Annotated in this window: 8 protein-coding genes; 2 read left to right on the top strand and 6 right to left on the bottom strand. The window is 33.9% G+C overall.

The features are described from left to right. Positions 1–16: 16 nt before the first annotated feature. The 3 genes from QY331_08320 to QY331_08310 all read right to left on the bottom strand — a co-directional run bounded on the left by QY331_08320 (position 17) and on the right by QY331_08310 (position 8026). On the bottom strand, positions 17–1132 hold the full coding sequence (locus QY331_08320; GenBank protein WKZ71248.1) for a T9SS type A sorting domain-containing protein: 1116 nt from the start codon (positions 1130–1132) through the stop codon (positions 17–19). An 11-nt stretch (positions 1133–1143) separates the two neighbouring features. After that, entirely contained in the window at positions 1144–3648 is a 2505-nt protein-coding gene (locus QY331_08315; GenBank protein ID WKZ71247.1) for a choice-of-anchor D domain-containing protein, read from the bottom strand. Positions 3649–3784: 136 nt separating this feature from the next. Next, a complete protein-coding gene (locus QY331_08310) occupies positions 3785–8026 on the bottom strand; it encodes a S8 family serine peptidase (protein WKZ71246.1) in 4242 nt (1413 codons plus the stop codon). Positions 8027–8300: 274 nt separating this feature from the next. Here QY331_08310 and QY331_08305 point away from each other — a divergent pair, with 274 nt between their 5' ends. Further along, complete coding sequence (locus tag QY331_08305) at positions 8301–10442, top strand: ATP-binding protein (GenBank protein WKZ71245.1); 2142 nt, start codon at positions 8301–8303, stop codon at positions 10440–10442. After that, a complete protein-coding gene (locus tag QY331_08300; GenBank protein ID WKZ71244.1) occupies positions 10432–11835 on the top strand; it encodes a sigma-54 dependent transcriptional regulator in 1404 nt (467 codons plus the stop codon). Before QY331_08305 ends, QY331_08300 begins: the two co-directional genes overlap by 11 nt. Positions 11836–11847: 12 nt before the next feature. Here the strand turns inward: QY331_08300 and QY331_08295 are convergent, their stop codons facing one another. From QY331_08295 to QY331_08285, 3 genes are read right to left on the bottom strand one after another with little or no spacing between them, the layout of a single operon-like run. After that, positions 11848–12570, bottom strand: a complete 723-nt coding sequence (locus QY331_08295) for a hypothetical protein (protein WKZ71243.1) — start codon at positions 12568–12570, stop codon at positions 11848–11850. Continuing rightward, positions 12571–13710 (bottom strand): PQQ-binding-like beta-propeller repeat protein, encoded by a 1140-nt coding sequence (locus tag QY331_08290; GenBank protein WKZ71242.1) that lies wholly within the window; start codon positions 13708–13710, stop codon positions 12571–12573. Further along, positions 13710–16523 (bottom strand): hypothetical protein, encoded by a 2814-nt coding sequence (locus tag QY331_08285; protein WKZ71241.1) that lies wholly within the window; start codon positions 16521–16523, stop codon positions 13710–13712. The genes QY331_08290 and QY331_08285 overlap by 1 nt, the downstream gene beginning before the upstream one ends. Between the last annotated feature and the right edge of the window lie 63 nt (positions 16524–16586).

Below are 16586 nucleotides of genomic sequence, written 5' to 3'. Positions count from 1 at the left end.
TTAGTAGTACTTCATACTACTTAATTAATAACATCTTTTTAGTCTCTATAAAACTTCCAGCTTGTATTCTGAAAAAATATACTCCGCTTGAAAAATCATTTGCGTTTAATTTTACTTCGTGATATCCAGCTTGAATTTGGTTATCTATTATTGTTCTTACTTTCTGTCCTATTGAATTATATATTTCTAGCTTAACTCTGGAATCTTCCGGGATCGTATACCTAATCACTGTACTTGGATTGAACGGGTTGGGATAATTTTGGGATATTGAATATTGAGTGGGTAAAAACTCTTCAACACTTGTTATTGGTGATAAATCCACTTCAATGGACTTTGTATAAGTATATTTTCCGTCGTTATCTATTTGTTTTAATCTGTACCAAACTGTAAGTTCATCAGGTAGGTATGAATCTATAAATTCGTAACTTTTCGGTGAATTTGATGTACCAGCACCTTCTACAAATCCAAGTTTATACCATTCTTTTGTGCTGTCTGTATTAAGAGTTCCTCTCTCCACATCAAATCCAAAATTATTTACCTCGGTTGCAGTTTCCCAAAACAATGATATTTCACCATCAACTAATTCATGCGAAAACATTGTTAATTCTACGGGAAGCGGACTATCATCTGAACCTTGGTAATTATTCGTAATTAATTGGAAAGTAGGTGTGATCATTCCACTATCGATTTCGTTCCAACTAATCCCCGCCGTCAATTCTGAGTTTGTAATATCGAGTGTTACAGTCGCAATTCGCTCCCCATTTTCTCCATCCGTGGAAAGCACATCTCCGATACCATCTCCGTCTCCGCTAAACCAAATTGTTACAGCGATGTTAGTACCCCCAACTATTTCGACAGTCAATTCGTCATAATCACCGGTTGGTGAACCTGTAGTATATTTGGAGTTTACATTCGATAATATTGGATTTGCTAGGCCAAGTGAATTAAAGTTAATATAATAACTTGTTAACCCAACTCTGATACTTGTGCCGCCTGTGCTTTTTGAATAAATATCGAATGAATATTTGTTCAAATCTGTATCTACATTTACATTAGTAATAGTGTGTAATGCAATTCTTTGTCCGTATAAAGAGAAGCAAAGAATAAAAAAGAATATTGTTACATATCTCATAAACAACCTCTCTAATTTTCTGGAACGTTGGAAGATGAATTATTATTTGGTATAATTTTTAAAAGATCTGCGATTGTCACAATACCTGACAAATTTATATCTGCAGAATTGTAATCTGTTGAATTCAGACTAGGTATAGCAAAAAGGATATCTGCAAACGTTACTATTTTTGAAGCATTTGAATCACCTGATTTCATACCCCAAGTATCATTGCCTAAATCTTTAAGAGAATTGGTTCCATATGCTTTACTTGTATTTGTTGTAAAATCATATGATTCCGAATTTGTATTAAGCGATAGAGCTGATTGGCTCATAATCGACAAATGATTTCTGTGATGAATAACTAGATAATAATTTCCAGAATTCTCCGGAAAATTGATTAAGCCGGTTCCGGTGAGATCAACAATAGATCCATCGGTTTTCAAGAAACAAGCATATTTATTAATCGCAGTTGTTGTATTACTTCTTAGTTCAATAAGAACCCAATCAACAACATCCACCGGTATTTCTTCAACTGATTCAGTTCCCACATAATTCCACGGTGCAGCATTATAAGGTTGTGAGAGTGGAATATTTGTTAAGGAAGCTTGCATTGTACCGGCATTATATGGTCCTTCTAAAAACACTTTTGCATTAATAACTATATTTTCCTTTATCTCTAAACTCCCGTTGTGTAAAGCATATAAAATATTGTTTGATGACTGATCGGATAGAATACCGCTTGATAAGGTTAACTCATAGTCACCCGCATTGCAGTCAGCCATAAAAGATAACTGGGCAACAGCTCCGGTGTTTTCTTCAAAAACTTTACCTGTCATTGAAAATGAGATGACTCTAATTTTATTCGTCCCTACGACAGATACACTAATACTATGATCTTGTTTTCGATCGGTAAGAACCGCACTATTATCTACATAGGTAAAGTTCTCCGGAACATCAATGTCAACTTGAAATGCCGTAAATTGTTCATGATTGTCAATATTTATTTCTAAAATAACTTCAGTATTCTTAAATCCACTGGTATCACCAACACCAATGTAATTAGGGGCAAATGCATTAGCAGTGAGATTAACATAAAACGGATCTTCATCAGGATCATTACTGCGTAAAGTAAGTCTTCCGGTGTGAGTATTTTTTTGTGAATTATGGAATGACACACTTAGATTCTCAGACGTCCCTTGTTGAATAATTAAAAGTGATTCAAAATTTGTCCAAAAGCTAGGGTTGTTTGAAGTTATTGAAGTTATTTTGAGAGTATCGTTACCGGTGTTACTTATTTGATAAATTACATTAGCAGAGTCCACAACAGAAACTTCACTAAAATTTATTATTCCGTTCCCGTTTATATCCGGTGAGGCGACATTAACATAACTTGAGGAATAATCAGAAACCACATTTTCAGCACTACCATCCGAAAGTACAACGTTTTCAAGATTATAATTATGATTACCTCCTGTTCCATCCAAATTAAACTTAGCACTTAATAGCTGTCCGTCATTTCCTGTGAAAGTATTGTTTGAAGGTGAATAAGAAACAACTCTTAATCGATTTGAAGATATCTGAGAGGCACTGATGACATGATCAACTTTTCTTTCGGATAAAAAAATCGAATCCGGGATGAATGTGAGCACACTCGGAAGCACTATATCAAATTGGAAACCGGTTATCCCTTCCATATTGTTCATAGTAAATTCAACTTCAACGGGATAACCTGAACGACCTGAAGCTGAAAGTCCGTGCAATTCATTGACAGCAAATGCGGTTGCGGTTGTATTTATTTCTTTTAATGCTTCATCGGGATCGTTGGAATAAATTTGTATTTTATTTGCATATACACCCTTTTCAACCGAATTAAACCGCACCGAAACAGACCTATTACTTCCCGGTGAGATTGAAAATAGAGTATCACCAATTACCTCAAAGTATTCAATTGTATTTGCTACACGAGAAACATTTAGTGTCACATTCCCATAATTATAAATTGTGAACTGCCTGGTATTATTTTGTAATAGTGGGATTTCACCAAAGTTGATTGAACCTGTGCTTAAATCAACATCCGGAGCATATAATGTTAACTGCCCGTTTACGAAGGATGTAATAATATTTGTAGAGTTTTCATCACTTATTATTGAGTTTGACATTTGCAGAGTATATATACCCGGAATTGTTTTTAATACCAGCTCATAAGTAAGAACCGACCCTGAGTTCCCGGAAAAAGGATTTTGATTTATCGAAAATGCAATTATTCTTAAAATATTTCCGTTAATTACATTAGCGGATAAACTGTGATCGGATTTTCTTCCTGTTAAAGATGCGGAGTTTGCAAGGTATGTCACTTGAGCCGGAAGTGTTATATCAGTTTGGAATGCTACAAACTCATCTGCATTATTAATTTCCAGATTTACAAGTATTGTATTATTTGCATCTCCCGAAACATTTGGTATGTGCATAATGTTTTGTGCAAGTAAAAAACTCTGTAAAGTGAATGCGATAATGAACGGAATTATTTTTTTCATTTTTTACTCATATTTTTTACAATTATTAAACCGTTGAAACGGTTAAATTAAATTTTGGCTTCTTTTATTCTCCCACAGTTGAAACTGTGGGTTAAGCATATTCAATATTTTATTAAGGTGGATATTCTGTTCATAGTTACTTCAGCAACAACATCTTCTTAGCTTGAATAAATTTGCCCGCTCTTATTTGATATATATAAACTCCAGTTGCTACTTGTCTGTTACTGCTATTTACACTATTCCATTTTACTTCATAGTAACCGGGTTGTTGTTCTTCTGTTAAGTATTCCCATACTTTTTGTCCCAGTATGTTGTATATCCTTATCTCTACTTTCTCTTGTTTTGGGATTGCGTATCTTATCGTTGTTGTCGGATTAAACGGGTTTGGGTAGTTCTGATATAACGTAAAATCTTTCGGTATTATTTCTCCGTCATTTACTAAACCGATCTCTACTTTGTCTCCCTTCTGGTTGCTTCCCGTTACTTCCTTCAGTTCTCTTAAGTATCCTTCCGTTAAACTGAACAGCATTCCTTTCTCTTTGTTTGTAAGTGTTTGGTTCTTGAAACTGAACATTACTACATACATCGTATCACCTACTACATTGTAAGATATCTCCATTCCTTTGGCTGCTTCTCCGGTTATTAGGTTTGCCTTAGCTATGTCTGTTCCTACTATCTTGAACTGTAATCCGGCTAGTCCTTCTCCTTCTTCTATGTATGCTGATTTTTTATCAAATGTTATTTTTGGTGTGCCGCTTATTTCTGATAGTTTTGGCAAGCTCTCAGACATGATAATATTTACGGTCGCTACTATATCCAGAATATTTACTTGAGAGTCACCGTTTACGTCTGCTGCTTCGAGAATAAATGGTTGAGGGTTTTGGTTCAATAAATATGCTACTATGGAAACTATATCTTGTACTGTTACCGCCAAATCTCCATTTGCATCTCCCGGACTTGAAGTTAATGCTGTAGAGCCAACTACTATTGATCTGTCGCTCTCTGTAAAGTCTGTTTTTACTACTGTGTATTGGTAATAGTAATTGTTACCCGGTATCACGTCATAATCCACATAAGTTGTATCGAGTATCATCTCGGTATTTACCATTAGTGTATCGGTATAGGTTGTGTCTGTAAGATTTGTAAAGCGGTAAAGGTTATACCCTAGCAAATCAACAACGTCCTCTGGTTGAATCCAGTCAAGCTCTATTTTGCCTAGACCGGCTGTAGCATTAAAGTCAACAGAGCTTAAACCGGCTGCATCAATTACAAACTCAAATCGCTGGTCTTCTATTGGTATTTCAAAGTCTTCTGTATCTCTTGCATCAGCAACTCGTATTCTATTTATTCCGTCACCGGTGTGGAGTTGGATGGTTTTATATGCCGTCCATATCATACTGTCTGCTGACCAAAAGGATGAGTCTGTTACTGCTTGTTGGTTAAATGGTTCTCTTACTCCAAATGATAGTGATGGAGTATAATCTGTATCCATTGCCCGATTAAAGTAAACATCAAAGCGGTGTGGACCGGGACCGATTGGATCAAGATGTTCGTCTTGGGAATCTACTCCGTCTACTAATACTTTCCAAACTATTCCGTGAGCGGAATCTGAGGGCATAGTCAAATAAGGAGTTATATCTAACAAAGGTAAATTTGAACCATCCCAAAAATCTATATAAAAATCATTTATTTTATCCTCATTAAGAGTTCCCCAATAATTATATGGGACATGCAAAATATCAGCAGAGCCAACAGTATTCATTATTTTACTTGAAATAAAGTTATTATAGCTATATGAACCATCATCTGATGATATTTCAAAAAATGTACTAAAATCATTATATGTTTTGATATTTACAAAATTGTTATACTTAAACTCAGGTCGATTATTTGAATTACTTTGTCTGTAATAGCCTCCGATAAAATTATTGAATAAGGCTAATGAAATCGACCCAATTGGTTCTGCTACTATTTGACCATGACAGAATAAAAAGACATTGTTTATTAAATATCTAAATCCCCTTAAAAAGTCACTTACTCCAGCTGTTCCACCATAAATATTTTCAAATATACAGTTCTTTACTGTTAATCCTGGCCAATTAGCAAGATCTTGAATATATACTTTGTTAAGGTTACGAAAATGAACAAACTCTAGTGTATCACCAATTGTTGGGCGATTATTTCGATAAAATCCAGATGAGAAACCGGTAAAGGGATAACTTGAAATTATAATTAGACTGTCTTTTGTTCCTCTAGCACTTATATTGCCTCGCAAATCAATAGTTTGACTGCCATCAATTAGTATTTTAGCACCAGGTTTAATTATTAATTTTCCATTATTCCCTATTCTTAAACTATTTCTTACTAGCCATAGTTTATTTGGAGTCAGAACTAATATTGAATCAATAACACCTGAAATTTCCTCTCCATTTTCTGCTACTAAAATCATATTATGGAAAACAGGCTCTGTTAAACCAGGGTACCATAGACTAGCCCGGAAAGTAATATCTCTTGCATTTGCTAAACTTGATTCTACTGCAATTTTCAAGGGATTAAATTCGTTTGATCTTTTTGCATAAGTACTTATACTTCCTATAAACGCATTCTCCTTCAGAATAGTAGCAGTTGTTGTATCCTCAAACTCGCCAAATTCAATTCCAACCCAAACAGAATCCACTTGTCCCCACGTATTTCTTACTTCAAACCATAATTCTATTGTTTCCCCAGCATCTACTCTTCCGTCACCATCTCCGTCTAAAGTATCTACTATCGTATGTGATACAAACCATAATCTGGGATCAGCATCGATATTCATTGCATTAAAAACTTGAATATGAATATTGATTGTATTTATAAAATTCCCCCACATTAATTCTTGTGATTGACTCGTATATACACTACTGTATAGTGATACTGCTCCGGCAACCAAAGGAACTGACATTGATGTTCCGTTATATACTCTATAATTTCCATTTGGAACGGAGCTAATTATATTGGCACCAGGTGCTTTTATTTCATAATTATTTAATTCTTCATACCTACTAAATACAGGCCCATCTTGGTCATAGTTTGAAAAACATGCTCTAAATGTTGATGGTTGTCCAGGCGAGCATGGTGAAGCTATTTCTTTTGTAGCTTCAACTCCTAATACATACGAAATAGCTGCGGGATAAAATCTTTTACATTTCATGACTTCTGGAGGACCAATGCATTTATCATCATTTCCAGCAGCAGCAACTAAAACGCTTGTTGCGTATGCATTTGCAAGTGCATCTTCCATCGTTAAACTTCTTGTATAACTGCCAAAGCTCATGTTAATTACTGTTGCACCTTTGTTCGTGGCGTAAATTATCCCTTCCGTTATCGTTGCTGCATCTCCTCTTCCGCTGCTCTGGAATACTTTTATAGGCATTATCTTAGCACCCCAATTTACTCCCGCTATTCCTATTCCATTATTTCCCTCCGCTGCGGCTATTCCGGCTACGTGTGTACCATGGGAGTTATCATCCATTGGGTTGTTGTCATGGTTTATAAAGTCCCAGCCTCTTATGTCATCAATAAATCCATTGCCATCGTTATCTTGTCCGTTACCTTCTATTTCATCTATGTTTTTCCATATCTTATTTTTTAGGTCGGGGTGGTTCCAATCTACCCCCGTATCAAGTATTGCTATTACTTGTGTTGTATCTCCGGTGGTAGTTTCCCAAACTAAATCAACTTGTGTTGCAGGTATGCCCCATTGTTCGGAGTATAAGGGATCGTTGGGGACTACCGCTTGTATTTTATTAATTCTCCCTTTCTCCCCTTCTCCCCCTCCTTGTTTATTTATCCACTCAAGCATTTCTTCTTCGCTTAGTTCGGGTGATAATGGTTCACTATCAATAATAGAATAAATGTAATTTGGTTCTGCGTATTCTACTTCAGGTATTTGTTTTAGCTCTTCTATTGCTTCAAATATGTTTACTCTTTCTGCTTCCTCACAGATTTTTATTTTATGTATGTTATGCAGAGACGGTCTTTCAAATTCATATCCATTAAATGATTTTAATATTTGTTTCTGCTGAAGTCTATCTTCTTGTGGAAAAAGTTTTTTTGCTTCGGTTATTTTATGTTTTTCGAATACTGCATCTATTGCACTAATGCCGGTTATCACTGTTCCCTTACTACTTTTACCAAGTACCAGTGTTACTTCATCTTTATATTTAATAAGTATTTCTCCCGGAACATACTCTCCCTCGTACATCATATCTTTGGTTTTTATTACATCATATTCTGTTTGGTCACTCCCGTTGGGTGGGCAAATTGGGCAGTCGTCTGTTTGGGCAATTATTTGACTGTTAATAATTATTAGTATAAGTGTGAGTAATATTTTTTTCATTTTTTACTCTATGTTTATTTATTATTAAATCTTCGTGTCTTTTAGCCATTTTAAGAATAAAAGTAAACTTGATACAAACAACACCCCCGAAATCAATATTAATATCAAATAATTCATTTAATCTTATAAGAAATAATTGTACCAATTTTATTTCTTGATTTTTGCTTTAATTTGATTATGTCTTTTCTTAGATATAAACTCTTTTTACATAAACTGTAAACTCTGTTTATAGTGATTATCTCAACTTTTCTTTTTATTTTTTTATATGAAGTATTTGATACTCATATCATTTTTTAGTCTTACCATTTTATCACAAATTTTAGCTCCTCCTTTTAAACTTGAAACCCAACTCTCCTTAACGGCTGAATATATTTCAGAAATACAAAGAGGTGACGGACGTACCTTCGTCATCTCTTATGAACTACGCAGAAATGATATTCCCCCTAGATTTAGAATTATGGATATTAATTATGCAGTTGTTGATGCATTTAACTTCGAAGAAGGTACGGTTATAGTCCGTTCGATAAATATTGTTGATTTAGATAATGATAATGAAGAAGAGGTTGTCTTCTTAATACGGAAAGGAAATAAAATAGAACTAAGAATTCTATATCCCTTTCAAGATGTTCAAAAAGTAATTTTTTCATTTGATATTTTAAAAGAATATTATTCATCAAATCTAATTGTATTACCTACTGCGGAAGAGGGGAAATATTTTGTAGCAATTGCAGAACTCTACCCGGATGAAAACTCGTTGCGCGGAATAGCTTCGTTCAATACAGATGATTTATCGCTCGATTGGTTTTTGCCTCTCGGAGAATTTGTAACCTCGCTCAACTATGCACCCGCTACAAAAAGTATTTATTATACAACAATTTCATATAGTAATGAATTAGCTTTTGATCCAGCAACAAGCAGTTATTCTCATAAGGGTAAACCCGGACGCTCTGTTACAAATCTTTTTGACAACAATTCAGTAATAAAGAATTCATTTTATTCAGCGGATACCGTGAGCTACTTGAGAAGATTATCTTTAAGCGGTGAATTAATTAGCAGCATAAAATTAGGCGGTAAGTTTACCTCCTCAAACGTATATTACAAAACAGACAGCACACTTGTTGGATATATTAAATTCAATTCTATAAATGATTCTCAGCAATTCAATCTCTTTAGTTTTAATATAAATGAAAATACTATTAGGCATTTTTTTGAATACACATTAAATAACATACTTACAGAAAATATATTATATGTGAATGATCAAATATTTTTATTTAATCAGCTTCACAAAATTTATGAGCTAACCGGAAAAGGTGAAAAGATAGAAGTATTTGATTTAAGCAGTTATACAACAGGGCATTCTTATGTATCTCTGAATACGATCTCACCTTATATAAGATTTGAAGTGGGAGATAAAAGATATATCCTAGATATTGAAGGAAATATAATTGCTCAAACAAGTGCATATGATGATATATCTTATCTAAACGGCTTGGAGCTCTTTGCAATAAAAGAAGGGTCAAGATTTAATCTCTCATCTTTAGTTGAACAAAATTTTATTGATAGAATCACTCCGAACACATATTTCTTTCTCTCTTGGGTTCTTGGTATCAGCACACTATTCATACTTTTTTTCTGGTTATTAACCATGTCCATCTCGAAGAAGAGAATATTAAGACAAAAAATAGAACTTGAAAAAAGTCATAGAGAATTAACTGAAACGACTGTCAAACTGATTCAAGCTGAAAAGCTTGCAGTACTTGGAACAATCGCCAGTTCGGTAGCACATGAAATTAACAGTCCGCTTGGTGCAATTATTAATAGTGCCGAAAGAATAAATCATTCTGAAAAGATTGACGAACAAATTTTACAAAACAGTCAACTAATAGAAAAGGCTGCAAAGCGATCAAAAACGATTGTCGAGAAATTTTTAATTGCTTCGAGAACAGATCGATCAAGTGATGTTGCGAATGTCTGGGATGTTATTAATGATTGGAAAGAATTATTTGAAAAGCAGTTCGCCTTACATGGCATTAACATTAACTATGATATTGATAAGAATTTAATTGCAAAGATATCCCCCGAAGAATTAAATCAGATTTTTATAAATCTGCTCTCTAACGCAAAGGATGCGATTCTTGAATCAAATAAAGATGAAAATATTATCGACATTTTTGCTAAAGCAGAAGAAGCAAGAGTAATTGTAGCAATCGAAGATACCGGAAGCGGATTCAACGATGAGATGTTATTAAAAGCATGTGACGCATTTATTACTACCAAAGAACCCGGTAAAGGGACAGGGCTAGGCTTGTGGATCTGTAAAAAACTAATTCAGGATGCCGGTGGAGAAATTCAACTATCAAACTCAGAAAAGGGTGCAAGAATAACATTAATAATAGGGAGAAATGAGGGATAAAAAATTTACTTTACTGATACTAGACGATGATGAATTCTCACTCGAGAATTTAAAGTTATCGTTAAATAACAAAGGTTATAAATTATATTTCTGCGCCACTGCCAAAAAAGCCTTAAGCTACATTGAAAATGAAATTGATATAATTATCAGTGACTTAAAATTACCCGGCACCAATGGCGTTGAAGTAATTAAAGAATTTAAAGACCGACTTCCTTGCATAAAATCAATTCTTATTACCGGTTATTCCGATGAACCGTTAGTTATAAAAGCAATAAAAACCGGCATAAATGACATAATCAAAAAACCATATGAGGAAATCGAATTATTTAATTCTATCCAAAAGCAAATTAATCAGATCACACTTGAGAGAGAGAGCCATTCACTCAAGGAAAAAGTCGAGAGAGAAAACCAAGTTCTTAAAACTCAGTTGAATAAAAAAATTCTTGAAGATGAATACTTAATTGTGGGTGAATCAAAAGCTATAAAAGATGTTCTCGCGAAAGCTATAACAATTTCTAATCACGGATTGAATACTTTAGTGCATGGAGAAAGCGGAACCGGAAAGGAATTATTAGCAAGATATATTCATAGAAACGGACCAAGAAAGAATTATCCTTTTATACCGATTAATTGTTCGGAAATAAATTCGACTTTATTTGAATCGGAATTGTTTGGTTATGTTAAGGGCGCTTTTACCGATGCGGCAAATTCAAGAGCAGGCTTAATTGAAATTGCTAATGGAGGAATACTTTATCTGGATGAAATCACCGAAATGGATATTAGTTTGCAATCGAAACTTTTGCGCGTAGTGGAAGAGAAAAAAGTTAGAAGAATCGGTTCGAATGAATGGATGGATATTAATATCCAAATTATTTCATCAACTAACAGAAATATTGAAGAAGTTATAGAAAATAATATTTTGAGAAATGATTTGTTCCATAGATTAAGTGAAACACAGATTTATCTCCCTCCATTAAGAGAACGAATAGATGATTTTAAATTATTGACGACACATTTTATTTCTAAATACGAGTTGCTTCTAAATATTAAGTCTCCCGCTCTCGGTAATGAAAAAATGAAATTACTTACGGATTCGGAATGGCCCGGAAATTTAAGACAATTCTCTAATTTTATTAAAACATTTTGTTTATTTGGAAATGACTGGTCTGATGAAGATTTTATACTCCATTCGAAAAATCACTATCAGACTAATCAGCAAAAAGATACTTACAAATTTTCTCTAGGCAATATGAAAGAACTTGAAAATGCTAAAACGTGGTTGATTGATAGAGCATTGAAAAAGTTTAATGGCAATAAATCAAAAGCCGCTGAACACTTGGGTATAACTTATCAAGGCTTGTTAAAGATGTTAAAGAAGCAATCCGATGATTAGAAAATCATCTATTTACTCAATCAAAAATAAATAAAGAAGCACACCAAAATTAATTTGCAGTGCTCCGAAAGCTAATCCGCTGTAAAGATCATATTGATCGGTATTATCGAGATACACTGATTGTCTGGTTTCTGTATATTTATCAAAATTATTATCGGCTTCAATTTTAAAATATGCTGCGGTTGCACCGAGAGCAACTGCACTTCCAATCAATATCTTAAATAAAGTGGAATGAATGAAAGGTTCTTCATTTTCCGTTCCTAAGAAATTTAATTTTACTCTAGGTTGTTCCGGTATATTTTGCAAGGTAATTTTTTCACTAGAATAATACTTTCTTGATAGATATACTTCATTAAAACTCATCGGTAATCTGATCGGTGTATAACCGATTATTGAATCATTTAAAGTTATTTCAGCATCGGGAGAAGATATTATTAATGTTCTTTCATCAAAATCTGCAATTATATTTATTACTTCATCACAATTATTGATTTTGACTTCCTTTTCTATTACTTCACTTCCCCACTTTTCAATGGATTCCGTAAATTTGATTTTATGAACTCCAATTGGTAATGCTAATTGAGAATTCACAAATATATATTCTCCATCATTTATCGATGCAAAAATACTATCACGATTCGAATTTATATTTATATTAACCAAACACTCTTCTTGTGCAGAGATATTGGGAATAAATAGCAATCCAAATAATATGGTTAGGATTTTTATTTTCATTTAATTTCTTACCAGTTGATAAACCAGCAATTCACCGCGATCAATTCCGATATATAATTTGTCATCAAAATATGCCGGATTAAGTTTTACTCTTGATTCATATTCTATCGTTTTTAGAATATTTCCATTGCCAGTGTTGATAAATAATAACTTCCCATTTACATCCGGTTGAAGTAGAATATTTTCAAAGAGTGCTCCCGGCGCATTGAACATTCCTTCGGATTCAAATTTCCAGATTTGTTCGCCGGAATTGATATTTAAACAATAATATGATCCAGCTAAGTTGCCGATGTAAATATTTTGATCATTTATAACTGCGGGTGATTTGATTTTCGCGTTTGTATCAAATCTCCAATTTTCACTAAAGTCGGATAAATCGAATGACACAAGTTCACCATTATTTGTTCCGATTAATCCGATATTGTCTTTTATAGATATTGCTGCTTCATTATTATCTAAAATCTTTTTTGAATATTTTATCTCACCATCGTTAAGGTCTATACAAAATAATTCACCGTTAAAAGCTGCTACGTAAAGTTTGTTTTTGTGAGCAGCCGGAGAAGAATATACTTTTTGGTTAAGTTCTGTTCTCCATTGTCTGTTGAGAAAAGTATCGTATTTATAAATAACTCCGTCATCGCTAACAAAGACAAAATTATTTCCGATCTTTATCATCTCATTACCGACTCTTCCGGGTATTTCAATTTCTTTTAATCTTTCCCCTTTTCGTATATCGTAACTTACGAGGAGAGAGTAATCCTCACCCGATTGTGTAATTATGTAATACATTATACCATTATTTAAAATTGGAGCTACGGCAATTTCTCCCTTACTTTTATCTGCACCTAAAACTTTTCCGGTTTCCGTATCAATGCAGAAGATATTTCCCGCTAAATCCGATGTGAATACATGATTTCCCTCAACAACAACTGAATTAAAATTAAAGCTGCCGGTAACAGTTGCCTCCCAAATTAATTCAAGCGAATCCGGCAAAGTCATCGGATAGTAAAATGATCTTTCCGGAATTTGTCCGAACATAGCATAAGCCGGTTGTCCGTTTGGATAATTTTTTATAAGCAGTTGTTTAGTGCAACCAATGAGAAATAATAATAGAATTAATATGACAGATATTCGTTTCACTAAAAATCCCAACCGAAGAAAAATTGGTAAAATAATGTGTCTTGAAATTTTGTAAAGTTGTTTTCAATCTTTTTACCAACATCGTATCTAAATACAATCGCATTGAAGAAGTTAAATCTAATTCCGGCACCAATTGATCCTAAAGTTTCGTTATAAGCATCATCCCAAGCACCGCCGGCATCAAAGAAAACAGCACCGCGCAATTGTGAAAAACTTATTCCGAGAAAAGGAAATCTGATTGTAAGTTCATCTATTAAAGGAAACCTTAATTCTGCGGATGAAATCCAAAGTTTCTCCCCACGAATTCCCCATCTTGGCCAGCCTCGTAAATCCCAGCTTCCACCGGCGATATATCTAGTCGCATCTTTACCTTCGTTGTAATATATAGATCCTCTGAAAGCAAGTGCACTTCTGAAACCTAATCTCAAATAATGCCGGTAATCCATCACTGCGGTTAAGTAATTTGTGTTGGAATATTTTATATCACTTGTATAACCGAGCAAAAACCTATAACGTGAACCGTCCAGAGGACCGGATGGTCCCCACAATGAATTATCATGGACGAAAGAAACCATGTTGGTAAGTTGTAATGACTTCCTGCCATAAACACCCGGTAAAAGTTCTCTATCGGAATTTGCAAGACTAACACTTACTTCCAACCGTTTGAAAAAAGAAAGTGGATAGATTAGACTAAAGAAACCGCCATAAACTCTTTCATAAAATCGATCATCCGAAACTCTTATATCATATCGCGGTCCATTGAAATGAAAAACTCCGTACGCATAGTTGGTTCTTTCTCCAACGTATAATCTAGTTAGTGCTACATTTATGTTTCGAAAAATATCGTTATGAAAATCACCGCTGTTATAAAAAAGAAAATAGTATTTATCATCACCAAGCATATCGCTGAAAGTCATTAACGCACCGGCACGTTCACCATAACTTGGACCTGCCGCAAACTGACCCACCGCATAATCAAGTGAGTATTCTTTTTTATAATCGACTTCTTTAAACTCGGATTCTAATTCAATTTTCTTTGCTATCCAAGGTTTGTCACGCAAGGCGAAATTAAATGTGACGTATTTTTTTGCCGAATCCGGTACACTATTCATATCATATTCATAAAATTGAAGCGAGAATTTTTGGAATGAGGAAGTAACCACTTCATTATTAGAAAAGAAATCAAAATCATATACACTTGTGACAAAATGTGAATACTGTTTCATTCCGATGGGATTAGCATTTTCATTTTCCAATTTCCAAATATTAAATACACCGTCGTAATCTGAAGTGAAATAAAGTTCAGAAAAATCCGGGTTGAAATGCGGAGTTTTTATGTTAGCATTTACATAAGTCAGGTATTCAATTTCGAAAGTGCTTAGATCAATCTTAAAAAGATTACTTTTTCCTTCAAAATAACCTTCGGTTCTATCTGATGAAAAAATTATATGATTGTCATTCTTCGTAAATATTGGATCTAGGTCATCATAGTAATCATTTGTAATTCTGAATAGACTATCTAAACTTAGATCGAAAATAAAAATGTCGCTGTAACCTTTTTTATCTGTTGCATTAAAGACTAACTTATTATTGTCATTCGAAAATGAAGGTGATTGAATTGTTATCAAATCATCCCATTTATAAGTTTGAATAACTTCTTCATCTCCTATTGAATAAATATGAATTGCGTCGCTTCCACCGGATTTTGAAACAAACGCAACTTTTCCATCACTTGATGCAGTTAAAGAAAGTTGAAGTAAATGAAATGCTTCAAAAACTTCTTCTTTTTCTCCTTGTACTATTTTAATTGGTTCGCTCCAAGATTTCGTGGTATCGTCAAATTCAATTTTAAATACTGACGCATATCCATCATAATTCCCGATGAAGTATATTTCTTTTGCTTCATTGTCCTGATAAATTGCGGGAGAGAAATTAAATCCTTCCGATGTTATCTTCTTTGATGCTAGTGTGTGAGGATATTTATTCTCATATAATGGAAAATATTTTTGCTTTAGAGAGTGAGACCATTTCTCATCAATTTCATCTATTGATTCTTCCAATGTGTATTCAATAACTTTTTCAAATGAAGAAAACCTCCAAATGTTTTCAAGCATGAGTAGAACTTTTTCTTCACCGTATTCTTCACCAACAAACATTAAAAAATTCTGACCTTCTTTATACATCAAAAATGTGCCGTAAATTTTCAACATCTCTTTTAACGGAATAAAATATCCGTTCAGAACCGCATCGCGTAAAATCATCTCCGCTTGCGTATCCCAATGATAAGACCAGTATTCAGCGAGACCTTCGATAAACCAAAGCGGTGGTTGCTTCATTATTGCAATTCTTCTATCTCTTTGCAGATTGAATAACTTTGAAGTCATAAATACGTGCACAAGCTCATGCCGGATTACATGACGAAATTGCTCAAGTGAACCGAGATAAGGTATTACAACTCTCCCCTTTAAGAACTCAAAAAAACCACCAACACCTTCGGGGATGAAATTTGGGACGATGTTGGTCTGCTGAAATTGTAAATGTGAGTTGTAAAAAACTAGAGGGATTCTGCGAGTAATTATATTGTTAAATTTAACTTTATATTCATCAAATGCTTCTTCGGCATATTGAGCACCGATTTCTGCGATTTCTAAAAATTCACCGCTGTAATAAATATCAAAATGTTCGGTCTTAAGAAGCTTCCACTCAAAATCTTCATAGGTGACTTTGTTTCTTCCAAAAAAGAAAAATTGGGCAGTCGTAATATTGACTGAGATAAGAAATAACGAAAGAGTTAGTAGGATTTTTTTTGTCAAGATAATAAACGATTATTTTGTTTTGCGTGTTAAATAACGAAACTCTGTTGTTACTGCAATGTA

The sequence above is a fragment of the Melioribacteraceae bacterium genome, assembly GCA_030584085.1.
Taxonomy (GTDB): Bacteria; Bacteroidota; Ignavibacteria; order Ignavibacteriales; family Melioribacteraceae; genus SURF-28.
This window is presented reverse-complemented; position numbering and strand designations above follow the sequence as displayed.

Coding starts and splice junctions, on each gene's coding strand:
- QY331_08320 (WKZ71248.1), bottom strand. CDS start 1,132: ATGAGATATGTAACAATATTCTTTTTTATTCTTTGCTTCTCTTTATAC.
- QY331_08315 (WKZ71247.1), bottom strand. CDS start 3,648: ATGAAAAAAATAATTCCGTTCATTATCGCATTCACTTTACAGAGTTTT.
- QY331_08310 (WKZ71246.1), bottom strand. CDS start 8,026: ATGAAAAAAATATTACTCACACTTATACTAATAATTATTAACAGTCAA.
- QY331_08300 (WKZ71244.1), top strand. CDS start 10,432: ATGAGGGATAAAAAATTTACTTTACTGATACTAGACGATGATGAATTC.
- QY331_08295 (WKZ71243.1), bottom strand. CDS start 12,570: ATGAAAATAAAAATCCTAACCATATTATTTGGATTGCTATTTATTCCC.